Below are 23,121 nucleotides of genomic sequence, written 5' to 3'. Positions count from 1 at the left end.
GTGGGCCGCGCTGTGCCATAGGAGCGGCACGGCGGCGAACTATCCCGCCTCTGGCGCGGGGCGCCCCCCTCAAGGAAATTTCATGCCGTTTCGTACCACCATCACCCCGCTTGTCCGGGCGCTTTCCGAGCGCGGCTACGAGGAGCCGACGCCCGTCCAGGACGCGGTGCTGGAGGACGGGACGGCGGGCCGCGATCTCCTCGTTTCCGCCCAGACCGGTTCGGGCAAGACCATCGCCTATGGCCTTGCGATCGCGGGTGATCTGATCGGTCATGACGAGCGTTTTCTTCCCGCTGGTGCTCCCATGGCCCTCATCGTCGCGCCGACGCGCGAGCTGGCGATCCAGGTCACGACGGAACTCACATGGCTTTACGCCCATACGGGGGCCGAGATCGTCACCTGCGTCGGTGGCATGGATCCGCGCGCCGAGCGGCGTAAGCTCGATCGCGGCGCCGACATCGTCGTCGGCACGCCCGGGCGGCTGCGCGATCACCTGGAGCGCGGCGCGCTCAAGATCGGTGCGTTGAAGGCGCTGGTGCTCGATGAGGCCGACGAGATGCTCAATCTCGGCTTTCGCGAGGATCTGGAATTTTTGCTCGAGGCAACGCCCGCCGAGCGCCGCACGCTGCTCTTTTCGGCTACGCTGCCGAAGACCATCATGGCGATGGCCAAGCGCTATCAGCGGTCCGCCCAGCGCATCGAGGTTGCGAAGGGCGCATCCGGGCACGTCGACATCGAATACCGGGCGATCCGTATCGCGCCCAACGAGGTCGAGCACGCCATCGTCAACGTCCTGCGCGAGGCCGAATCGCCCAGCGCGATCGTCTTCTGCAACACGCGCGAATCCGTGCGCCATCTGTCGTCGGGCCTTCTGGAGCGGGGCTTTTCCGTCGTGACGCTTTCGGGCGAGCTCGGCCAGGCCGAGCGGAACCAGGCGATGCAGGCGATGCGCGACGGCCGGGCGCGCGTGTGCGTGGCGACCGACGTTGCCGCGCGCGGCCTCGACCTGCCGAGCCTCAATCTCGTCATCCATGCCGAACTGCCGAGCGACGCCGAAACGCTTCAGCATCGAAGCGGCCGCACCGGCCGGGCGGGCCGCAAGGGCGTCTCGGCGCTACTGGTGCCGATCTCGCGCCGCCGCAAGGCCGAGCGGCTGATGGCCGAGGCGACTATCCGGGCCGTCTGGTCCGGTGCGCCCTCGGCCGAAACCATCCGCCGCCTCGACGAGGAGCGGCTTCTGTCCGATCCGCTTCTGACGGAACCTGCGAGCGAAGAAGACCTCGCGGCGGCCAAGCGTCTGCTCGAAACCCGCAGCCCGGAAGATCTCGCATCGGCGCTGGCGCGGCTTTATCGCGCCCGGCTGCCTTCGTCCGAGGATGTCTTCGATCCGGGCTTCGGGCCGGATATGAAGGTCGCCAGGGAGCGCGAATTCGCCGGCAAGGGCCGCAAGGGCGATGGCGAACGCGGCGAAAGGACTAGCGGCAAGGACCACGTGCGAGGCGGGCCGGTCGTCTGGTTCCACATGGATGTCGGCCGGCGCAACAACGCCGACCCCAAATGGATCCTGCCGCTCCTGTGCCGGCGCGGCAAGATCACCCGCCAGGAGATCGGCGCGATCAAGATCTTCGATCGCGAGACCAAGTTTGAGATCGCCGAGAGCGTCGCGAAGAAGTTCGCGAGCGCCGCCGAGGTCAGCGACGGCGACGACATCACCATCACTCTGGCCGATGGTCCGGCCGGCGAGGCGCCGCCGCGCGGCAAGTTCGGCAAGGGCAAGCCGGGTGGCAAGGGCGGCAAGCCGTTTGCGGGCGGAGGTAAGCCAGGTGGCTTCGACCAGCCGCGGGGCAAGAAGCCGTTCCATCGCAAGGGTGGCAAGCCCGACGGCGCCCCGGCGGCGGCAGCCGCACCCGGCGGCGGACCGCAGGGCAAACCGCGCAAGGATCGCCGTCCAAAGGGCTGAGGCTCAGGCCATCAGTGCCAGGAGAGCCAGGGCCAGTGCCGGCAGGGTCACGACGATGCCGACCTTGAGAAAGGCCAGTGCGCCGTAATCGATGCCTTCCCGGCGAAGCGCCATGAGCCAGAGGATCGTTGCCAGCGAGCCGGTGACCGAGATGTTCGGGCCGAGATCGACGCCGACGAGGATCGCGCTGGCGATCTCTGCCGGCACGTGCGCCGCTTCGACCACGCCGCCGGCGACGAGGCCGAGAGGCAGGTTGTTGGTCAGATTGGTCGCAACGGCGACGGCGGCGCCGACGATCGGCCCGGCAAGGCTGCTTGCATCCTGGACGATCTGTCGGAGCGCCGCGACGAGAGCCGTTTCGAGACCGATGCCGTCGAGCGCCCTGACGATGACGAAGAGCCCGGCGACGAGGATGAGCGTCGTCCAGGAGACGCCTCGAAGCGCCGGAAGCGGGCTGCGCTTTTCGCCGATCGCGACGAGGACGAGGGTCGCAAGGCCCGCGAGGGCGGTCGGCAGGCCGAGTTCGGCCCCGAGGGCGGAGGCGGTCAGAAGTGCGATGATCGCCAGTACGAGGCCAAAGGCGGCGATCTTGCCGCCGCGTGAAAGCTCCGGGGTCTCGGCGCTGGAATCGATCGCGCTTCCAAGCCTCTGCTTCGTCACGAAGAGCAGCATCAGATAGGTCGCGATGATTGCCGCCGCCGAGGGCAGGGCGAAGCGGCCGAGCCATTCCGTCAGCGGCGGCATCTGCGATCCGAAGACGACGATATTGGCGGGATTGGAGATCGGCAGCATGAAGGAGGCGGCGTTGGCGACGAAGGCGCAGATGAGGAGATAGGGGAGCGGGTCTTCCGCCTTCGCCGCGCGGGTGACGGCGATCACCGCCGGCGTCAGCACCACGGCCGTCGCGTCGTTGGAGAGAAACACCGTGACGAGCGTCCCGACGCCGTAGACCAGCGTGAAGAGCCCGAGCGGCGAACCGCCGGCGGCGCGGGCGGCCCGGGCGGCGAGATAGTCGAACAGGCCTTCGCGCCGGGGGATCTCGGCGAGCAGCATCATTCCGGTGAGGAAGAAATAGACGTCGGTGCCCGAGGCGACGCCGGCAAGCCCCTGCGAAAGGGGCAGCAGCTGCGCGGTGACGAGGAGCGCTGCGCCGGCCGTGGCGAAGATCCACTCAGGCCAGCCGAACGGACGGACGATGACGCCGCCGATCGCCAGCGCCGAGATGACGGCGGTCGCGGCGGTCTGGAGCTCCGGCGACGAAAAGCCCGTCATGCGGTTTCGGCCGCCTCGCGGGTCGCATGTCCCTTGTTTCCCTGCGCTGCGAGCGCCGGACGCATCAAGGCGCCGAAGGCGAGCCACAGGAGAACGGCGGGCACGGCGATCGCGCCCAGCGACAGGAACGCCACGGGAAAGCCGTAGGCCGTCGCGATCCAGCCGCCGAGCGCCGGGCTCAGCGACGCGCCGACGCCCTGCAGCGTCGTCACCGCGCCAAGGCCGACATTGACGCGGCCGGTGCCGCGCATGATCAGCGCCACCATGCCGGGGACGGCGACGCCGAGGAGGCCGGCGCCGACGCCGTCGAGCATCTGCACCGGCAGGACGGCATAGAGCGAATGCCATGTCCCGGCTATCAGCCCGCGGATCGGCAGGGCGATCAGGGCGGCGAGGAAGAGCCAGTAATAGCCGCGCGATTCGGCGATCTTCGAGGCGACGAGGGCAAGCGGGATCATCGTCAGCTGCGCGATGACGATGGTCGCGGCAGTGTAGGCGGCCGGATCGACGGAGCCCTTGGCGGCAACGTTCTGCCCGAGCAGCGGCAGCAGCGCCGCATTGCCGAGATGAAACATCATCAGCGTTCCGGCGAGCACCAGAAGCCTTGGGTTCTTGAGGAGCGTGCGAAACCCTTCCGGCGCGCCCGGCTCGCCGCCGGCATTGCGAGGCTCGAGGCCGCGGGCGGTGTCATGGTCGACGTCCTTCGGCGAAATGCGGGCCAGCGCGATCAGCGAGAAGACGGCAAGGACGGTCATCAGGACGAAGACGGCTGGAAGCCCGTAGAAATAACCGAAGACGCCGGCGAGCACCGCCGCGATGCCGTTGCCGGCGTGGTTCCAGGCCTCGTTGCGGCCGAGCTGGTGGGCAAGGCCGCTCTGGCCGACGATGCCGAGGGTGAGGGCGGCGATCGCCGGGGCGATGGCCGCGCCGGCGACGCCCGTCGCGATCTGCGAGGCCGCCACAACAGGGACGGTCGGGAAGATCAGGATCGCCAGCGAGGCGATGATCGTCAGGATGGCGCAGACCGCGACGATGGCGCGCTTTGCCTTCGTCGCGTCGGCGAGCGCGCCGAGCGGCGTCGTCGCCAGCATGCCGGCGATGCCGCCGATGGTGGTGACGTAGCCGATGGTCGCCGCGTCCCAGCCCTTGCCGATCAGGAAGACGCCGAGAAAGGGGCCGAGACCGTCGCGGACGTCGGCGAGCAAGAAATTCAGCGCCGAAAGCGCCTTCACCGAGGTCGAACGGGTGGATGTGTCGGCTGCGCCGAGGTCATTCTGGTCGGAGCGATGGGGCATCGAAGGCGACACGATAGACTTTCTCTGCCGCGCCGGGGCGCGCGGTCGGAGCGCGGGAAGCGAGACGACGGGAGCCGAACCGGGCAGATGGCGCGGCAGCGAGGGACAGAAGCGGCGGTCGTTGCCGTCGTGGCTAACAAACACGGGCCGGTCGCCTCGGTTCCGGGCTGCGTCGCAGTTTCAGCCTGGCGCTGTGCCGGGGCGAAGATTCGCCCCCTGGCTTCAGTGGACGCCCGGGATGAGCCGCGCGGTGCGGGCGCGATAGTCGCGATAGTCCTGGCCGAAGGTCTCTTCCATCATCGCCTCTTCCGGGCCGACGCGCAGGAAGTAGAGCGTGCCGAAGCCGACGAGGCCGGCGAGCCCGGCAACGAGGTTCGGCAGAAGCAGCGCCTGGGCCAGCGCCATCGTCCAGAAGGCCGTGTACATGGGATGGCGCACCCGGCGATAGATACCGCTGGTGACGAGCCGGTGCTTCTCGCGAATGTCGAGGGAGACCGACCACATCTTGCCAAGCGCCTTGTGGGTCAGGCGAAACAGGACGAGCGCTGCGATCATTGCGGCGATGCCGAGGCCGGTCAGGATCGGCGATGGGTCATAAGTGGCAAAGCGCGGAAAGCCGGTCGCGACGAAAATGCCTGGAACGATGCCGAGACCGGACAGCGAGATCAGCATGCGGATCGTCTCGGCTCTTCCGCGCGAGGTCTTCTTGACGCGGCCGCGCTTTGCCCGCCGCTCGAACGGATAGCGGATGGCGTACCAGCCGACGACCATCAGCACCCAGCAGATCTTGCCGATCAGCGCCGCACTCATGCGCCGCCCCCGTCGACAGAAGCGCGGACGGAGATGTCTCTCGGTGGTTCGGGCAGCGCCTTCAGCGGCGGGCGGTCGATGCTCGCCTCATAGGCGAAGTCACCGAGGGGATGCGGGCCGGTGAGCAGCATGTGGAAGGAATAGGGCGCGCGCCGTTCGACGGGCAGCACGAACTGGCGGTGCAGGCGGAAGAAGTCGCGCTTGATGCGCTTGTAGGTCTCGGGCTTCACGAGCTTCCTGAAATGAACGCGCGCGACGCGAGGCGCACGCCCCGCCTCGATGCCGAGGGAGGTTGCGGGATTGGATTTGTAGAAGTTGATCGGATCCAGAAGAGCCTGGCAGTCGGTCCATGGCAGCAGACGCTCGGTGACGAGCCGGGCGACGGCGGCACGCTGGCTGCGGGAGGCCGGATGCAGCGCGGTCTTCATCAGGCTGGAGCCGACGGTCAGGACATGCGGCTGCAGACCGGCGAGCCGCGGCCGGCTCAGCGCCTCGTCGAGCGCCGTGACGGCGAGGATCGCCCCAAGGCTGTGGGCGGCGACCACGAGTTCGGTGCCGGGGGTAGCGGCAGCCTCAGAGAGCATCCGCTCCAGCTCCCGCGCCTGCAGGCGGATGCGCTCTTTGATGGCGGGGTTCTTGTCGCGGCATATGTCGCGGGCCATGGCCCAGTCGTCGAGCGCTGTCAGGAGATGCAGCCGGCGATTGGCGATGTAGGGCAGGCCGATGACGAGGGCGACGGCGGTTGCAGCTCCGATCACCGAAGGCGCGGTTTCGCCGATAATGGCGACGAAGATTCCCGCGATCACCGCCACACTCCATCCGGCGAGACTGCTCAAGAGCATCGCCATCACGAGCAGGAGAACGGGAAAGAGGTAGAAAAGACCATAGCGCCAGCTGACGCGGAAATAGCGAAAGACGGTGCCGGAAAGAAAAAAGTCGGCGAGCGCGACATAACCGGAGAGATAGCGTTTTAAGACCGGCCTCGCGCCATAGGCGAGGATGAGGTCTCCCCAGTCGAAGAAGACGATTCTGGTGTCGGTCCGCCATGGGGCGTTACCGACGGCCGCACCGCCGAGCCGCACGTTGAGGCTCGGGAACAGACCGTCCGGCCCGGTGTCGCTCGCCGGCTCCTCGACGCCGATGGTTAGGTCCCACAGGGCTGCAGCGCCTTCCGCTCCGCGCCGAAACCGCCTCAGATGGGCGTCTGCCCGCATCGGTTCGAAGCCGGGAAAACAGCAGACGAGCCGGCGCTTGATCATGCTAACTCCCGCAACGATGAGGGTTGGTTTCCTTCGAACCGAGGCTCTACCGCACTCTCACGGGAAGCAAAAGCCGCCTGCGGCTACGGGCGAGACGACTTCCTCCGTGACGGGGCCCTCGAAGGGGACATCGAGGCTTCCCCGTCCGCCCCGGCCCTTACGCGGCTTTGCGCGAAGCGTTTATCCGCTGCATCGCGTCCGCCGCGATCTCGAAGGAGCGCAGCCGGGCGGCCTGATCGTGGATCTGACCGGTCAGGATGACCTCGTCCGGGCGGTAGCGCTCGACGAAGGAGGCCAGTTGTCCGTGGACGGCTGCGGGCGAGCCGACAGCCGAGACGGCAAGTGCCTGGTCGAGCATCGCCTTGCCGGCCGGATCGAGGTGATCGTAATAGCCCTCCTGCGGCCGTGGCAGCTTGCCGGGCCGGCCCGTGCGCAGATTGACGAAGGCCTGTTCCATCGAGCTCTTGAGGAAAGCGCCCTCTTCGTCGGTCTCGGCGGCAAAGACGTTGGCCGCCAGAATGAAATAGGGGCGGGGATTTTGCTCGGACGGGCGATAGGTCTCGCGGTAGATCTCGACCGCCTGTTCCAGGGCGCCCGGGGCGAAATGCGAGGCGAAGGCATAGGGCAGGCCGAGCTGGGCGGCGAGTTGCGCGCCGTAAAGGCTCGATCCGAGAATATAGACCGGCACGTTCGTGCCTTCGCCGGGAACGGCCCGAAGCTTCTGGTTCGGCGACGAAGGCTGGAAATACAGCATCAGCTCGAGGACATCCTGGGGAAAGCTGTCGCTCGCCTCGAGATTTCGGCGCAAAGCGCGGGCGGCCATCATGTCCGTGCCCGGCGCGCGGCCGAGGCCGAGATCGACCCGGCCCGGATAGAGCGTCGCCAGCGTGCCGAACTGCTCGGCGATGACCAAGGGCGCGTGGTTCGGCAGCATGACACCGCCGGCGCCGACGCGGATCGTCTTCGTCTGGCCGGCGACATAGGCCAGCGCGACCGACGTCGCGGCGCTGGCGATGCCGGGCATGTTGTGGTGTTCGGCCATCCAGTAGCGCTTGTAGCCGAGGTCTTCTGCGTGGCGGGCGAGCCCGGCGGAGTTCTTCAAAGCGTCCGCCGCCTCGAAGCCCTCTGGAACGGGCGAAAGGTCTAGTACGGAAAAGGCGGTCATCGCTTGGCTCCGGGTCCGGATGGTCAGGATATGTCTGTCTTATGAAATGGTCGCTGCGCCGGGCCGGGTAAAGAGCCCGGCCATGTCCTGACCGCAGCGTTCACTCTCGTGGCCCCTTCGGCCGCGCGCCGCAGGCGCGCCCGAAATCGCCGCCTCAAAGCCAGTTCTTGTAACGGAAGTAGATCATCGGAAGGAGCGCCGAGACCGCCATCAAGATCAGCGCATAGGGGTATCCGTAAGCCCAGTCGAGCTCCGGCATGTCGTGGAAGTTCATGCCGTAGATCGAGGCGACCAGCGTCGGCGGCAGGAAGGCGACGGCGGCGACCGAGAAGATCTTGATGATCGCGTTCTGCTCGATCGAGATCATGCCGACCGTGGTGTCGAGGAGGAAGGTGGTCTTGTTGGACAGAAAGGAGACGAAATCGTTGAGCGAGTGGATGTCGCGGGCCATGACCTTCACCCGCGCCTTGCCGTCCTTCATGCCGTTGCCCTTCTTGCGGTCGAGCACGAGCTGCATGAAGGGCAGGAGCCGGTCGAGCGTCGCCAGACTTTCGCGAACCCGCGAGGTCAGATCGCCGGCGGCGCCGATCCGCTGCAGGAGCTTCTTGAAGTCGGCGGTTCCCGTCGGCTTCTTCTGCGCCGACGAAGAGAAGATGTCGTCGCCGATCTTGTCGAGATCGGCCGAGATCAGCTCCAAGAGGTCGGCCATCCGATCGACGACGGTCTCGAGAAGCCCGACGAGGAGCTGCTCGGCCGTCGGCGCCTTTCCGACGGAGCGGGCGATCTCGCCGGCCTCTGCCGCTTCCTGATGCGGCGGCAGAACGGCGGGATCGCGGCAGAGCTTGGAGACGAAGATCTGAAAGCTCTTCGGTTCGCTGTAGCGCACCGTCACGAGACGCCCGCGAGCGAGCAGGAACGTGACCGGCGCGAAGGCCGGCTTGCCGGTCTGGACGCCGTGGACGACGCTCGCCGTCATCACGTCCGCGCCATCCTCCGAATAGAGCCGGCTCGAGACCTCGATCTCGCTCATTTCCTCGCGGGTCGGGATCGCGATGGCGCAAAGCGCTTCCACAGCGGCGACTTCTTCGGGAGAGGGGGAGTGAAGATCGATCCAGATGGCGCCGTCGGACAGTTCGTGCGCCGTGGCCGTCGCATGGACGACTTTGGCGCCATCGAACGAATAGGTGTCGATCATCCGGTCTCTTTCACGCTGTTCCGCTCGTTACCCTGAGCCGGATCGGGGCGCGGGCGAACGGAATCGATCGGCACGGTCAATGTCCACACGACGCCGGCCGGCGCATAATCCATGTCGACGGTTCCGCCCAGCCCGCGTGCCGTCATTTTCTGGGTGACGAGCGTGCCGAAGCCCGAGCGTCGGGGCTTGGTTACCGTCGGGCCGCCGCTTTCGCGCCAGCAGAGGGTCAGCTTGTCGTCCGTCGACCAGGTGATCTGGACCTTGCCTTCGGGCACCGAGAGGGCGCCGTATTTCGCGGCGTTGGTGGCAAGTTCGTGAAGGGCGAGGCCGATGGTCTGTGCGGCCGTCGGGTTGATGGTGAGAGGCGGCCCGTCCTGGACGATCTGGTCGCTGCTGGAGCCGAAGGCCTGAAGCTGGGTCTTCACCAGATCGACCATGGAGACGCTCTGCCAGTCGCCCGATGACAGGAGGTCGGCTGAGCGGGCGAGCGAGCCGAGCGCCTCGGACAGTGTCTCGAGGAACTGCGTCGTGTCGGCGCTCTCATTGGCCGCGCGCCGGGCGATGGCGGCGATGAGCGCGTACTGGTTCTTGGCGCGGTGGCTCATCTCGCGCATGAGGAACCGGTTCTGCTCCTCGGATTCGCGCCGCTCGCGAGAGGCCTGGGCCAGAACCTTGGAGACCTGGGCGATTTCGGCGATGTCGGTGGAAATCATCGTCGCCGGTTCGCCGCGGCCGATCTGCTCGGCCTGCCGGGAAAGCTTGAGGATCGGGTCGGCGAGGCGGCGGCCGAAGGTGATCCCCAGCGCGACGGAGAAGGCAAGCAGCACCGCCCCGGCGCCGACGAGAAGCATCCAGGACCGCATCACCGGGCGGCCGATCACGGCGCTTGGAACGGCGACCGTCGTCGTCCAGTTCGACAGGCTCGATACCGTCGAAGCTTCGATCAGATCGGTGCCCATCCCGACATTGCCGACCGTCTCGATGATCGAGGGGTTGTCGTATGACACCGACTGGCGCGCCCGCATGCGGCCGTCGCTGGTGACCGCCGCGAAGACCCGCTTGCCGGCCCCGTCCTTGATGATCGCCGACCAGCGACTGGGCAGGTTGCGGTCGGCGATGACCGCCTCGAACGAGGTCGTCGCCTTCGACAGGACGAGGGCATATTTCACGTTGCCGCCAATCATGACGGGCAGGGCCACCTGATAGACGAACTGCCCGCGTCGTTTGCGGAAGCTGACGCCGGAAATCACCCAGTTGCGGGTGTCGAACACCTTCTTGACCAGGGTCGGATCGGGGAAACGGGCTTGCGGCGGGGGAAATGTCTCGTGGGTGTCGACGAGGACGGACATGTCGCGATCGACGAGTTCGGCCGTGGTGAATGTTCCGGCGAGGGCCGCGACCGTCCTTTCGCTGAACTGCGAGAGCGGACCGTCGATCAGTGTCGGGGAGGCCGCCAGGACCCGGCCGGACGTCACCAGCCCGTAGATTTCGCGATCGATGGCGTTCGAGACGATCTCGGCGGTGTCGTTGACCTGGGCCGCCGCGATCTCCTGCTGCTGCTGTGAGAACTGGACGATCAGGAAGGCGCTGAAAAGAAGCGCCGGGACGACGACGATCAATGCGAAGCCGATGAGATGGACGAGCAGCCGCGGCCGGCGCCAAAAGCGCCACGCGGCAAGCCTTCGCCATCGCCCCGCAGGCACGAAACTGCGATGCTTCGTGCCATTTGCGGCCGAGTGTCCCTCTGATCGCGTGTCAACGCTCACGGCTGCTTCGTCCCAAGCATCTGCAGCATGCCAGCGCGACCCACCACGCTGGCTGAATTTCGGATTGTCCCTCTCGACAGGGACCTTACGCGAGACCGGCCGAATTTACCACAAGAGGACGGCCGCGATTGCACGGCGATGGATGAAGCGTGCGTCGCCGATATGGCGACGCCGCAGCTTGTTCACGGCGTCCAGCGCACGCTGATTCGCCCGCCGGCCGCAAGGCTCGGTCCGGTCAGCGACGAAGAAAGGGCCGAGACGCAGCGGCAGAGCCCGGTGGCCGGGCTTTACGACCATGCGATCGATTCCGAATCCGCCTATGAAATGCTCGTCGAGCGGGCCGAACAGGATCTGAAACGCGAGGAAGAGGAGCGCGCGAAGGAGGCCGAGATCGCCCACCAGCGCGAGGCGGCAGAAGGCTCGCAGCAGGAAGCGCGAGCCGAGGCCGCGAGGCGACGGGCCAATGGCCGCGAAGGCGAGGGCCGGGGGCCTTGGGGCGGCGGCGCTTCCGTGCCGCAGACACGGCGCACACGGACCGGCTTCCAGATCCCAGACTTCGGGCTTGGCGGCGATGGTCGGGACGATGCCGCGGACTACGATGACAGGGACGACACGCCAGCGCGACGCCGAGCCCCCCGCCGCACCACTCGCTCATCCGGCTATCAGCGCCAGACCGTGACAGAGACGATCATGAAACAGGTCGGCCGGACCGTCGCCTCGACGGTGACGACGGCTATCGTCCGGGGCATTCTGGGTAGCTTCAAGCGAGGGCGGTGAGCTCTGCCCTGCCTGCCGGTCCGGCGTAGTCTCGAACGCATCCAACCTGACCGAAATTTAATCTGATCAAAACTGTCCGCTTAGTCGGGGCGGGTGTATTCGTGCGACCCGGCCCAGTCGTGTCGGGTCGTGTTTGCAGGAAAGGTCCAGTATGTTCGCGAAGACGATGGTTTTCGGTGGCTGCGTGCTTGCCGCCGCCGGCATGATCTCTCCCGCCCTGGCAGGCGAGTTCTATATCGGCGAACCGGTGATGAAGGAGGGAATGCAGCTTTCGCCCGCCTATCTCACCGGGATCGAGATGAGCGGTGTGGCGCCGGGCATGAGCACGGCGAAGGACGCGATCCACGTCGAGATCGACGTCCATGCCGGCGACAAGGAGGCCCATGGCTTTCCGCCGGATGCCTGGATCCCCTATCTCAGCATCCTGACCACCGTAGCCAAGACCGACGGTTCCTATTCCGAGACCAAGCCCCTGGCCCCCATGACGGCCGGCGACGGACCGCATTATGCCAACAATTTTGCCATGAACGGGCCTGGCAAATATAAGGCCACCTACGTCATCGAACCGCCCTCGGTGAACGGCTTCCTGCATCACGTCGACAAGGCGACGGGGGTGCCGGACTGGTGGAAGCCGATCACCGTGTCATGGACGTTCGATTATCCCGCCAAGCACAGCTGACGGCGGCGCAACTGGCGCCCGTGCACGCGGGCGCCAAGCTCAAAGACCCTGAACCAGGAAACCCGACGATGTCCCCGATGTTTCGCCCCGCCGTTATTGCGGCCTTCTGCGCCGCAGCCTTGGCCTATGTGCCGGCCAGTGCGGCCGACGTCCATACCGTCGAACTGACGTTGAAGGATCACAAATTCTCGCCTGCGACGATTGAAGTGCCGGCCAATCAGCGCTTCCAGATCAAGCTGACCAATGAGGACGAGACGGCGGACGAGTTCGATTCGACCGATCTGAGGGTCGAGAAGGTCGTCGGGGGCGGAAAGACCGGGATCATCCGCATCCAGCCGCTGGTGCCGGGCCGCTATCAGTTCATGGGGGAATATCACGCCGCGACCGCCCGCGGCATCGTGGTCGCGAAGTAGTCCGATGCTGGCAGCCTTCGTCATCGTCTTTCGCGAGGTCATCGAGGCCGGTCTCGTCGTCGGCGTCGTCCTCGCCGCCACTCGGGGCCTTGCCGGCCGCGGCTTGCATGTCGCCGGCGGGATCTTCGCGGGCTTCATCGGCGCCTGTCTCGTCGCGGCCTTTGCCGGCGGGATCGCCGATCTCTTCGAGGGATCGGGCCAGGAGGCGCTCAATGCCGCGGTCCTCCTCATCGCCGTCGTCATGCTGGTCTGGCACAATGCCTGGATGGCCAGCCATGGGCGCGAGCTGGCCAGAAGCCTCAAGGCCGTCGGCGAGGAGGTGAAGGCCGGCGAGAAGTCGCTGATGGCGCTCGCCATCGTCTGCGCCGTCGCCGTCCTGCGCGAGGGCTCGGAGGTCGTCCTGTTTCTCTACGGCGTCGCGGCGGCCGGCCAGACGACGGCTCTCGGCATCGTTTCGGGCGGGCTCCTCGGCATTGCAGGTGGCGCGGTGATCTCCGCGCTGCTCTATCTCGGCCTGATCGCCATCCCGCTGCGCTATCTCTTCGGCGTCCTCTCCGGGCTGATCACGCTGCTCGCCGCCGGGCTCGCGGCACAGGCGATGCGCTTTCTGGCGCAGGGCGGCTGGCTGAACAGCTGGGTGACGCCACTGTGGGATACGAGCCCGGTCCTGTCCGAGCAGAGCCTCTTGGGCCGCGTCGCCCATGTCCTGTTCGGCTACGCCTCGCAGCCCTCGGCGAGCGAGCTTGCAGCCTATCTGGCGGTGATCGCTGTCATGCTGGCCGTGCGCTGGTTCGTCGGCCGGGAGAGCGGCGACAAACCCGGGCAGATCACGGCATCGGCCTGATTGGCGACAAGACGGGCGGGGCCGGGCAAAGATTGCTGTTGCATCCGGCCCGCCGACGTTTTATCTCCACCACGGCTGAAGGGGTATAGCTCAGTTGGTAGAGCGGCGGTCTCCAAAACCGCAGGCCACAGGTTCGAGCCCTGTTGCCCCTGCCAGTCCTTCCTCAAAACATCGCCGGCCTGCCGCATCGGCCCGAATATCGGAATCGCTTTTCTAAAAAGCACGATGCGTTGATTCAATAAGATAGAGCGGCCTCTGTGGGCCCATTCGGACGCACGGCGCTCCAGCGAAGCGCCCCGCTGATCGATCGCCGATCAATCGGTGTGTTCGACCACGTGCCCGGCCGACGTCAGCACCTGCGCGGTGCGGCCGGCATTCTCCATCTTCACGAACAGATAGTCCGTGTCGAAGGAGGAGACGAGGAAGATCCCGATATCCGCTTCGGCCAGCGGCTGCAGGACGGCGGCGGCGATGCCGGTTTCGTCGAAGGCGAAGGGCCCGACGAACTGGAAGCAGCGCCAGCCCTGATCGGTGGACGTTCCCGATGGGACGCGTTCGGCCAGACACAGGATCGACAATTCGTCCTGCGTACGGGTGATCGACACGAAGCCCGGCCCGTCGGCCCAACCGGGAATGGCATCATCGGGCGCAAGCCGGCTGATGGCGTAGTCGCTATCGAGGGCCCGCAGCGTGATGCTCACACCCTTGCGTCCGACGCCGCGCGACGCCTCAGCCTCGTGAACGCCTTTCACCGTCAAAGCGCCTGTCCCGCCGCCCTGCCAAGGGCGAAGGCGCGCTGTTCGATGAGGGTCGGCACCTCGCAGACATAGCTCAGCGACTGCCGCCTTTCGTTGAAGACACGGGTGTTCCAGAGCATCTGCTGACGGGCGTCGTCGAGCGCTGTCGGATTGGCGGTCGGGTTGTTCTGCTGGGTCGAGAAGGCTTTCGCCTCCTCGCGCAGCCGCGCCGCCAGCGTCTTCTGTTTGACGCCGTAACGCTCGATCCCGCGCATGATCTGGCTGCGCTCGGTGTTGAGGCGATCGAGAAGGACGGAGACGAAGCCGGCGGCCGCCGCCTCGCGCTCGCCCTTCGGCAGCGCCTCGATATAGTCCTTCACGGCTGTTTCGGCATCGGCGAGCGGCGTGCGCCGCGCTGCCACCTGATCAATCAGCCTGCTCACTTCGTCACTCGCGTCGACGGAAGCGGGATCGGGGAGTGGCGGGCCGCTCCAGATCTGGCCGGCGGTGATCTGATCGACGCGCCGCTGGATGCAGGGCCAGTCGGTCGTGGCTTTCTTCGGGGCCGTGGCAAAATCCACCGGGTTCTGGGCCTTGCCGCCGACCGTGCTGCCGCCCGAGCTGCCGGCGTCGGACCCTGGCGAAGCGGCACTGCCTGTGCCAGCCGGTGCGTTGGTCGGCGCCGGGCCCGGCAGGACGAAACCCTTCGGGATTTCCCTTGGCGTCGCCCCGTCCTGCGCCGATGCCGAGAGCGGCGCGAGTAGGGCGAGCGATAGGGCGACGCCGCTGCTTGCGGCCCGTGTCCATGCCAGCGTGCAAGCACCGGGCCGGATCGATAATTGCGCCAAAATGCATCCTCCCGAGATCTGTTTGGCCTCTTGCAACGCGCCTCGCCTATTGGCGCTTGCGGCTGATCAGTCCTCTCGCGGGATCATAGGCGATGATCGCCCCGCCGAGAAAGACCACCGTGCAGCCGAGAACGATCAGCAATGCTTGACCGTTCAGCTGCTGATAGAGCGCGAATCGAATGAGCTCGACGGCGTGGGTGAACGGATTGAACTGGCAGATCCGGTAGAGCAGTGGGCTCGATTCCTGCACCCGCCAGAGCGGATAAAGCGCCGAAGAGGCGAAATACATCGGGAAGATCACGAAGTTCATGACGCCCGCGAAATTCTCCAGCTGCTGGACCAGCGAGGAGAGCAGCATACCGAGCGCCCCCAGCATCAGCCCGGCGAGAATGATCGCCGGCAGGGCGGTCAGATAGCCCGGCGGCTCCGGCTGCACCTCCCAGAACCAGGCAATGCCGAAGAACACATAGACCTGGACGACGCCGACCGCGACGCCGGCGAAAAGCTTCGAGACCAGGAGAAACCAGCGCGGCAGCGGCGAGACCAGCAGCGTCTTCATCGTCCCGGTCTCGCGGTCGTAGACCATCGAGAGCGAGGACTGCATGCCGTTGAAGAGGAGGATCATGCCGACGAGGCCGGGTGCGATATAGACCTCGTAGAGGATGTAGGTCTGATAGGGCGCGATGATCGAGACGCCGAGCACCTGGCGGAAGCCGGCGGCGAAGATGAACAGCCACAGGAGCGGGCGCACCAGCGCCGAGACGAAGCGCTCGCGCTGATGAATGAAGCGCAGCGCTTCACGCCACACGATACCGCCGGCGCAGATGAGATAGGCCGAAAGCGGAAAGCCGCGGCGGATCGGGGCAGGGTGGGCGTGCTCCACGGGGGTCTCGCTCATGCCCGCAACTCCGCCGGCTCGGTGGTCCCGGCGCGAACGCCGGTCAGCCGGGTGAAGGCGTCGCCGATCGATTTCGCGCCTTCCCGCGCGACGATCTCCGGCACGAAACCCTCGGCCAGCACCTGGCCCTGATGCAGGACGACGACCTGGTCGCTGTCGTCGATTTCGTCGATCAGATGGGTCGCCCAGAGGACGCTGACGCCTTCTTCCTTCACCAGCCGGCGCACCTCGGAGAGGATGGCCGCCCGCGAGCGGATGTCGAGGCCGACGGTCGGCTCGTCGAGCAGGATGAGGCGTGGGCGATGCATGAAGGCGCGCACGATCTCGATCGAGCGGAGCTGGCCGCCGGACAGGTTGCGGGCCTTCTCCTTCAGCCGCGCGGAGAGTTCGGAAGTGGCGAGGATCTCGCCGATGCGCTTCTTCGCCGCCGAGGCCGGCAGGCCGTGGAGCGCGGCGTGATAGGTGAGGTTCTGGGCGATCGAGAGGTCGAGATCGAGGGTGCGGGCCTGAAAGACGACGCCGAGCCGCCGCAATGCCTCGCCGGGATCGGCGTTGAGGTCGTAGCCGAGGATGCGGATCGCCCCGTGGCGGACGTTGAAGAGGCGGGTGATCAGCGAGAACAGCGTCGACTTGCCGGCGCCGTTGGGGCCGAGAAGCGCGGTGAAGGAGCCTTGCGGGACGGTGAAGGAAACGTCGCCCAGCGCCTGGCGCTGGCCATAGGAATGGCTGACCCGCTCGACGGCGAGGGCAGGGAGGTCGATGGTGGCGCTGTCGTTCAGCCTGCCGTCCTGCATTGTCGGTCTTCGTTCTTTCCGGCTTGGCGAGAGATCCACCGCGGGCCTGATGCAAGTCTCGATGCCAGCCTCCCTTGGAGGATGACATAGTGCAGATGCGGGGAGATGCTGTCTATTTGGCGGCGCACACTGGCAGGGTCATCCCATGCGCGCAGCCATAGTCAGCACAGGCCAACCGTCTTGAAACATGGCCTCCCATTTTCCCATGGCCTTCATGGGTGGCCGAAATCCTCGCGACCACTGAAACTTCGTCATCCCGGACTTTATCCGGGATCCATTCCTCAACCGTTGAGTTCTTCCTTTTAAGCGCAGCAAGATCAATGTCTTGACAATGGATCGTCACCGCGGTTCCGGCGATTTGGAATGGATCCCGGGGCAGGCCCGGGATGACGAAGCCGCTCTGTGTTCGCGCGTTCTGCACACACGGCGGACGGGGCGAGCCCGAGGCTAGCGCCCCGCTCGACGAGTGCGGTCAAGCACCCATCGCTCCTGCCCCGCCGCGCCTCACGGCACGACGGTGATCGTGCCCTTCATCTCGTGCTCGGCGTCGAGGCCGCCGACATTCCATTCGTAGCGGCCGGGGCGGACGGTCTGGAACTGCACGGTGATGGTGCCGTGGGAATCATATTCCAGCCAGGCCGGCGCGCCCGCCATGTGGACTTCGAGATCGTCGATGACGATCTGGTTCATCCAGACATTGCGGAAGAAGTCCGGCGCGTTGAACTTGTACTCGATGTCGCCCTCGGACTTGATGTCCCAGCGATAGGCCTGGCCCGCCCTGAGGTAGAAGTCCGTGTGGTTCACCGTGAACGGCTTGCCGCCCTCGCCGAGAATGAGCGGCGTGACGATCTGCGAGGAGAGGCTCTTCTTCGGCAGGCCGATCTGGTCGCCATTGAGCGCCGCCGCCGGCATCAGCTCCGAGCCCGGCGGGATCGTCAGCCCGTCACCGGCCGGCACCATGTCGGCGCCACGGCCCGCGTCGTCGTCATCGTCGTCATCGTCGGCCGCCATGGTTTGAGTGGCGGCGGGTTTCGCATCGTCGTCGTCATCGCCGGCCTGGGCGAAGGCCGAGCCGGTCGGCGCCACGACGACGCCAATGCCGAAGAGCGCCGCCATCAGAGCGAGCCAGGGTGATTTCATGATTTTCCCTCCCGAAAATAGGTATCTCAGTTCGGTGTCACGGCGACGCCCCAGGGCTGCTGCCCCACCTGCACGGACTTGACGGCCTTGTCGTCGGCGACGTCGATGATCGTCACGTCGTTGGACAGGCCATTGGTGGTGAAGAGGTATTTCTGGTCGGGCGAGAAGGCGAGCTGCCAGACGCGCTGGCCGACGAGCAGGTATTCCTCGACCTCGTAGGTCTTGGTGTCGACCACCGCGACGCGGTTGGCCGGCCCGAGTGCGATATAGGCCTTGGCGCCGTCGTCGGTGATGCGGATGCCGACCGGCTGGATCGCCTCGGAGCGGATGCCTGGGATGTCGAAAGTGATCTTGTGGGTGATCTGCTTGGTGGCCGCGTCGATCACCGAGACGGTGCCGCCGATCTCGGCGGAGACCCAGATCTCCGAGCCGTCCTTCTTGTACTGGGCAAAGCGGGGACGGGAATCGACCAGGACGTTGGCGGTGATCTGCTGGCTGTCGCGATCGATGAAATGGGCCATGTTCGTCGTTTCCGACGTGTTGACGATGGTCTTGCCGTCGGGCGAGACGCCCATTCCTTCCGGCTCGACGCCGACCGGAATCTCGGCGAGGCGTCCGCCGGTCTTCAGGTCGATGACGGTGACCAGATTGTCGTCCTCATTGGCGGCATAAAGCTGGTCGCCGCTCGGCGAGACGACGAGGAGCTCGGGATCGGGGCCCGACGGCAGGGTGCGGACGAATTTGTGGGTCTTGGTGTCGTATTCCTGGATGGTGTCGTCGTCGCTGGTGCAGACATAGAGCGCCGAGCCGTCGGGGCTGATCGCGATGCCGCGCGGGCGCTGGCCGACCTTGAAGGTGTCGACGACCGCGAAATCCTTATCCGAATCGAGCACCGTGATGTCGTTGCCCTTTTCGTTCGACACGAAGACCTTGTAGGCGAAGGCGGGGCTGGCCGACATCGCGAGAAGCGCGGCGAGGGCCGCGGCGGACAGACGTCTCAAATCGTTCCTCCCATGAGCCCGTCGCCTGATGCGGCCGGGCAGCGTCTCAGCCGATGCGACGGGTCATTCGTCGATCGACATCACCATGATCTTGTAGTCGCCATTCAGCTTGAAGTCGTATTGCCCGATGTCGCAGGTCGCATCATCGATCTCGAAGAGATCGTCGCTCTCCTTCTCGACGGCGGGTGCCTTGCAGCCGATCTTTGCCAGCGTTTCCTGAACCTTCGCCACCTCGCCGGCCGAAGCCATGTCTTCGATCGTCTCGGATTCCTCAGCAAGGGCCGAGCCCGCCGTCAGCGCGAATGCGACGATGAATGCCATTGGCCTGATCATGGCAATTTTCGAGCCTCCCGTCCCGTTTGCCGGTGCCCGCCGTCCCCCACGCCTTGCCCTTGGGAGAGACAAGCCGCGAGGGGCGACGGCAATTCAATTGCTAGCTTATAAATTTCCGTGCCAGCAACGGGACTACTTCCCGTAATGGCCCAAGAGCTCACTCACCGCTGCCGAGCATCCGTCCGCCCTTGGTTTCCAGCGCGAAGCGGACGAGGTCGGAGGTGCGCTCGACGCCGAGCTTTTCCTTCATCCGGGTCGAGGTGTTGGCGACGGTCTTGTAGGCGACGCCAAGGCCATCGGCGATCTCCGACAGGCTCCGGCCGTCGCCGAGCATGTGGAGGATCTGCAGTTCGCGGCGGGTGAGATCGGAGACGCCGGTTTCGCGGCTCGTATGGTCTTTCATCAGCGCGGAGGTCTCGCTGTCGACGTAAGTTTCGCCCGCAAGCGCTTTCTCCAGAGCGACGAGCAGCTCGTCGGAGGGAGCGCTTTTCGAGACATAGCCGAGTGCGCCCTCGCGGCGCGCCGAGACGGCGTAGACGACGTCGGAATACATCGAGAAGACGACGATCCTCGCCTTCGGATCATCTGCCCTCAGGCGGCGCAGGACGTCGAGGCCGCTGCCGTTCTTCAGGTTGATGTCGAGAATGGTGACGTCCGGGCGCAGGCCGCGAAACTCGCGAAGCGCATCGGACGGGCTTTCGGCTTCGGCGATGGCGCTCACCGCCAACCCCTCGATCAGCCGGCGAATCCCGTCCCGAACCACCTTGTGGTCGTCGACGATCAGGAGCTTCATCGTTCGTCCTTCAATGCTGTCATGGCGCCCTTGGCGGCCGCCTCGTCGAGGATGATTCTATCAGCCTGGCTGGTCTTTTCTGCAACCATACGGCCGGCGAGCGGCACCGATCCGCTCACCTTGACGCCGCGCGGCCGGCCGATCTCCTCGATCCGCATGACCCCGCCAGCGGCCTCCACGCGCTCGCGCATGCCGACGAGGCCGAAACCTGTGCCCGGCTCCGCATCGGCGAGGCCGCCGCCATCGTCAGTGACCTCGAAGGCCAGCTGCCCTGCGCGGTCTTCGACCATAATGGCGATCGCGCCGGGCTCGCCATGACGCAGGGCGTTGGTCACGGCTTCGCGCACGGCACGGTAGACCAGGGTTTCGACCGTCGCGCCAAAGTCTCCGTCGCAAAGGTCGAGATCGAAATCGACACCGCCGTGGCGCGACTGAAGGTCGGCGACCATCTCCTCGATGGCCCCCTTCAGTCCGAGCCCCGACGTCGCGCCGGGCCGCAGATTGCCGAGGATGCGCTTCAGTTCCTTGCGGGCCGCGTGGGCGGCCGCGACGATCGCCCCGGCGCGCTCCACGATGGCGCCCGGCGGCGACGTCTGTGCCATTCGCCTGATGCCGGAGGCGTCGACGTCGATGGCAAAGAGCAGCGGACCGATGTCGTCGTGGAGATCGCGGGCGAGCCCGGCGCGCTCCTCGTCCTCCAGATGCAGGAGCCGGTCCGAGAGCCGGCGATTGCGGCTCGAAATCGCCTCGAGACGATCCGTCATGGTGTTCAGCCCGCCCGCCAGCTCGCGGATTTCCGGTGGCCCGCGCGGCACGACCTTGGCCGAATAGTCGCCGCCACCGATGCGCGCGAAGGCGTCCTGGATGGCGGTGAGCGGCCTCAGGGCCCGGTCGGCGACGATCCAGACCGCTCCGAAGGCGATCGCCAGGAACAGCACCAGGAGGCTGAGGGAGGTCAACAGATCGAGCCAGGCAGCGGCGAGTTCGTTGCGCGGATCGACGAGGATCGCCGCCGAGGTGATCGGCTCGGAGGCCGCCGTCAGCGGCATGACGGTCGTCGAGGGATCGGGAGAAAGAAGCTTCACGAACCAGTCTGGCAAGGCGCCGAAATCCTTCGCCATGACCGACTGGTCGCGGATGACACCGAGTGAATCGATCAGCAGGATCTTGACCCGCCGGTCGCCGTTGAAGGTGCGAACGAAGCCGGCGAGCTTGCCTCTCACGTCGCGCGAGGCGGGCAGCTCGGCGACGAGTTGGGCGACGCGGTTGGCCGCGACGCTGCGGGCGGCCTGAAGCTCGGTGTGGATATTCTCGCGCGCCTGAAAGAAGGTCAGCACCGCGCCGATGATGACGATCGCGACGAAGGCGACCGTCAGTGTCAAAGCAAGGCGCGCCTTCAGCGACATGGAACGAATGCCCGGCTCACGCCAGCGCTCATCTCGACCCGGTTGTGTCCCCTTCGTGCCATGAACCGCAAGTCGCCCGTTCTTTCCTCCGACAGCCGCTTTCCATAGCGCGGAACGGTGTTCGTTTCGATCGCGGAAATCGCTTTGCGAGCACTATCGACGGTTCAGGAAGGCGGGAAAGGCGGGAGCCTCGCTGTCCTCAGGATTGAGGCCGCAATAATTTTGCGCCTCTTGGATGGGTCTCCTTCGGTGTCATGGAACGAGCGGGCCGAAGAGAAGGCGCGAAACTCGAGACTTCGTCATCCCGGGCTTGACCCGGGATCCATTCCTCTTCCGTCGAATTTCCCCTCTTCGATGCTTAGAAATCAATGTCTTAGTGAAAAACGGTCATGGCGGTTTCGGCGGTTTGGAATGGATCCCGGGTCAAGCCCGGGATGACGAGCTATTGGCGGCTACCGCCTGTTCTGCGACGAAACCATCACTTGTCGAACTTGCAGGTCGTTTCCGGCCGATCCGTCCCGAGTGTGTCGAGTTCGGAGACCTGATGCAGAAAGCCTTCCTGGGGCGATGCCGTGACGACGGAGTTCTCCGTGCCGAGAAGGACAGGCTGGCGCAGCTGCCAGTCCCAGTCCCGGAAGGTCAGGCGCTGGCCCTTGAAGGCGGCGACGGTGAAGTCCTTCGAGCGGATGAAGGCGTCGATCTTTTCCGGGTCGGTCGAGTTCGTCCGGGAGGCGGCCTCGCCGATGACGCGCACCGCCGTCCAGGCCTGCATGTCCTTGGGTTCCATGCGCCGGCCGGCCGCGTCCTCGAAGCGATTCTGGATCTGCGCGCCGCCCCACTGCTCGCTGGCCGGATGCCAGGAACCGGGAACGAGGCCGGCGGTGCCCGCAACAGGGCGCGGGATCCAGGTCCGCCAGGGGATGTAGGTTCCAAACACCTCGCTCTCGTCGGCGACGAGCAGGACATCGTAATCCGGCAGATCCTGCAGAAAGACCGGGATCTGCCGCTGGACGAGCGCCTGGCCGGAATCGGTGGCGCGCGCGCCGCCCGCATCCTTGAAGACCTTCTCGGCGACGATCTTGCCACCGAATTTCTTGGCCGAATGCTTCAGGGCTTCGGCGAAAAGCTGATCATTGGGATGTTCGCCCTCGACGAGCGCCCAGTTCCGCCACTGCTTCCACATCAGATACTGCGCCAGGCCGTCGGTCAGCATCGAGCGGGACGGGGCGGTGTGGAACATGTTGGCCCGGCAGTCGTCATTGCGCAGGCTGTCCGCCTCGGCCCCGGCATTGAGGATGATCGCGTCCTTTTCCTTGGCGAGATCGGCCGCCTTCAGCGTGTCCTCGGCCGAGAGATCGGTGACGATGTAGTGGTCGCCATCGGCCAGGAGCTTCTGCATCGGGCCGGTGATGTCGTCGCCGGGTTTGAGAGTGACGACGTCGAGGACGAATTTCTGGCCCATGAAGGAGCCGGTGGTGTCGTTGTCCTTGATTGCCACCTTGGCGCCGGCAAGGCCGATATCTTCGGGCGGAATGTCGAGGACGGAGAGGGCAAGGGTCCGCTCATAGCTGCGCAGGTAGCCGATGCGGATCGTCTGGAGCTGTTTCTGTGCCGGGTTTGCAGGCGCCGCCGCTTTTGCCGCCGGGGCGGCGGTCTCGCCGGTGCCCTGCGCTGCTGCCGGGAGGCTCATGGATAGAGCCGCCAGCCATGCCAGGGCGAGCGGCGCGAGGCTGCGC

At 66.0% G+C, this 23,121-nt stretch carries 22 protein-coding genes and 1 tRNA gene; 6 read left to right on the top strand and 17 right to left on the bottom strand.

Translation table 11 applies throughout. From position 1 onward, the window contains the following. Positions 1–82: 82 nt before the first annotated feature. On the top strand, positions 83–1,960 hold the full coding sequence (locus J6595_RS03730) for a DEAD/DEAH box helicase (protein ID WP_209593111.1): 1,878 nt from the start codon (positions 83–85) through the stop codon (positions 1,958–1,960). Between the two features lie 3 nt (positions 1,961–1,963). Here J6595_RS03730 and J6595_RS03725 read toward each other — a convergent pair whose 3' ends face one another. The 7 genes from J6595_RS03725 to J6595_RS22820 all read right to left on the bottom strand — a co-directional run bounded on the left by J6595_RS03725 (position 1,964) and on the right by J6595_RS22820 (position 10,722). Continuing rightward, complete coding sequence (locus J6595_RS03725) at positions 1,964–3,232, bottom strand: arsenic transporter (protein WP_209593110.1); 1,269 nt, start codon at positions 3,230–3,232, stop codon at positions 1,964–1,966. Beyond that, a complete protein-coding gene (locus tag J6595_RS03720) occupies positions 3,229–4,539 on the bottom strand; it encodes an MFS transporter (protein ID WP_342453079.1) in 1,311 nt (436 codons plus the stop codon). Before J6595_RS03720 ends, J6595_RS03725 begins: the two co-directional genes overlap by 4 nt. A gap of 210 nt (positions 4,540–4,749) precedes the next feature. Further along, positions 4,750–5,337, bottom strand: coding sequence for a protein-S-isoprenylcysteine O-methyltransferase (locus J6595_RS03715; RefSeq protein ID WP_209593109.1), 588 nt, complete (start codon positions 5,335–5,337; stop codon positions 4,750–4,752). After that, positions 5,334–6,596 carry a hypothetical protein gene (locus tag J6595_RS03710; protein WP_209593108.1) on the bottom strand — a complete coding sequence of 421 codons (1,263 nt, stop codon included), beginning with the start codon at positions 6,594–6,596 and terminating at the stop codon, positions 5,334–5,336. Before J6595_RS03710 ends, J6595_RS03715 begins: the two co-directional genes overlap by 4 nt. 157 nt (positions 6,597–6,753) lie before the next feature. Then, a complete protein-coding gene (locus J6595_RS03705) occupies positions 6,754–7,761 on the bottom strand; it encodes an LLM class flavin-dependent oxidoreductase (protein WP_209593107.1) in 1,008 nt (335 codons plus the stop codon). Between the two features lie 154 nt (positions 7,762–7,915). Beyond that, positions 7,916–8,956, bottom strand: coding sequence for a magnesium transporter CorA family protein (locus J6595_RS03700; RefSeq protein WP_209593106.1), 1,041 nt, complete (start codon positions 8,954–8,956; stop codon positions 7,916–7,918). Then, positions 8,953–10,722: a sensor histidine kinase gene (locus tag J6595_RS22820; RefSeq protein WP_209593105.1), complete on the bottom strand. Its 1,770-nt coding sequence runs from the start codon at positions 10,720–10,722 to the stop codon at positions 8,953–8,955. The genes J6595_RS03700 and J6595_RS22820 overlap by 4 nt, the downstream gene beginning before the upstream one ends. Positions 10,723–10,860: 138 nt before the next feature. Here J6595_RS22820 and J6595_RS03690 point away from each other — a divergent pair, with 138 nt between their 5' ends. The 5 genes from J6595_RS03690 to J6595_RS03670 all read left to right on the top strand — a co-directional run bounded on the left by J6595_RS03690 (position 10,861) and on the right by J6595_RS03670 (position 13,590). After that, positions 10,861–11,499 carry a helicase HerA-like domain-containing protein gene (locus tag J6595_RS03690; RefSeq protein ID WP_245197599.1) on the top strand — a complete coding sequence of 213 codons (639 nt, stop codon included), beginning with the start codon at positions 10,861–10,863 and terminating at the stop codon, positions 11,497–11,499. Between the two features lie 151 nt (positions 11,500–11,650). Beyond that, entirely contained in the window at positions 11,651–12,178 is a 528-nt protein-coding gene (locus J6595_RS03685) for an iron transporter (protein ID WP_245197598.1), read from the top strand. Then, a complete protein-coding gene (locus J6595_RS03680) occupies positions 12,124–12,591 on the top strand; it encodes a cupredoxin domain-containing protein (protein WP_342453078.1) in 468 nt (155 codons plus the stop codon). Before J6595_RS03685 ends, J6595_RS03680 begins: the two co-directional genes overlap by 55 nt. Positions 12,592–12,595: 4 nt before the next feature. Continuing rightward, a complete protein-coding gene (locus J6595_RS03675) occupies positions 12,596–13,435 on the top strand; it encodes an FTR1 family iron permease (RefSeq protein ID WP_209593102.1) in 840 nt (279 codons plus the stop codon). A 79-nt stretch (positions 13,436–13,514) separates the two neighbouring features. After that, positions 13,515–13,590, top strand: a tRNA-Trp gene (locus J6595_RS03670). A 159-nt stretch (positions 13,591–13,749) separates the two neighbouring features. Here the strand turns inward: J6595_RS03670 and J6595_RS03665 are convergent. The 10 genes from J6595_RS03665 to J6595_RS03620 all read right to left on the bottom strand — a co-directional run bounded on the left by J6595_RS03665 (position 13,750) and on the right by J6595_RS03620 (position 23,075). Then, the gene (locus tag J6595_RS03665; RefSeq protein WP_342453077.1) at positions 13,750–14,187 is read right to left on the bottom strand and encodes an ACT domain-containing protein; all 438 of its coding nucleotides are present in this window, start codon (positions 14,185–14,187) and stop codon (positions 13,750–13,752) included. 2 nt (positions 14,188–14,189) lie between these two features. Continuing rightward, the gene (locus J6595_RS03660) at positions 14,190–15,020 is read right to left on the bottom strand and encodes a hypothetical protein (RefSeq protein ID WP_209593101.1); all 831 of its coding nucleotides are present in this window, start codon (positions 15,018–15,020) and stop codon (positions 14,190–14,192) included. Positions 15,021–15,066: 46 nt separating this feature from the next. Next, entirely contained in the window at positions 15,067–15,918 is an 852-nt protein-coding gene (locus J6595_RS03655) for an ABC transporter permease (protein WP_209593100.1), read from the bottom strand. Next, complete coding sequence (locus J6595_RS03650) at positions 15,915–16,712, bottom strand: ABC transporter ATP-binding protein (RefSeq protein ID WP_209593099.1); 798 nt, start codon at positions 16,710–16,712, stop codon at positions 15,915–15,917. The genes J6595_RS03655 and J6595_RS03650 overlap by 4 nt, the downstream gene beginning before the upstream one ends. Before the next feature lie 504 nt (positions 16,713–17,216). After that, positions 17,217–17,852 carry a cupredoxin domain-containing protein gene (locus J6595_RS03645; RefSeq protein WP_209593098.1) on the bottom strand — a complete coding sequence of 212 codons (636 nt, stop codon included), beginning with the start codon at positions 17,850–17,852 and terminating at the stop codon, positions 17,217–17,219. A 26-nt stretch (positions 17,853–17,878) separates the two neighbouring features. Further along, a complete protein-coding gene (locus tag J6595_RS03640; protein ID WP_209593373.1) occupies positions 17,879–18,811 on the bottom strand; it encodes a PQQ-dependent catabolism-associated beta-propeller protein in 933 nt (310 codons plus the stop codon). Between the two features lie 105 nt (positions 18,812–18,916). Beyond that, positions 18,917–19,174 (bottom strand): hypothetical protein, encoded by a 258-nt coding sequence (locus tag J6595_RS03635; RefSeq protein ID WP_209593097.1) that lies wholly within the window; start codon positions 19,172–19,174, stop codon positions 18,917–18,919. Between the two features lie 169 nt (positions 19,175–19,343). Next, complete coding sequence (locus J6595_RS03630; protein WP_209593096.1) at positions 19,344–19,979, bottom strand: response regulator; 636 nt, start codon at positions 19,977–19,979, stop codon at positions 19,344–19,346. Next, positions 19,976–21,385, bottom strand: a complete 1,410-nt coding sequence (locus tag J6595_RS03625; RefSeq protein ID WP_209593095.1) for a sensor histidine kinase — start codon at positions 21,383–21,385, stop codon at positions 19,976–19,978. The genes J6595_RS03630 and J6595_RS03625 overlap by 4 nt, the downstream gene beginning before the upstream one ends. Before the next feature lie 478 nt (positions 21,386–21,863). Further along, positions 21,864–23,075 (bottom strand): ABC transporter substrate-binding protein, encoded by a 1,212-nt coding sequence (locus J6595_RS03620; protein WP_425342123.1) that lies wholly within the window; start codon positions 23,073–23,075, stop codon positions 21,864–21,866. Between the last annotated feature and the right edge of the window lie 46 nt (positions 23,076–23,121).

It is taken from the genome of Jiella mangrovi, from assembly GCF_017815135.1.
Lineage (GTDB): Bacteria > Pseudomonadota > Alphaproteobacteria > Rhizobiales > Rhizobiaceae > Jiella > Jiella mangrovi.
Note: the sequence above shows the minus strand (reverse complement) of the source record. Positions and strands in the feature narration are given on the sequence as shown.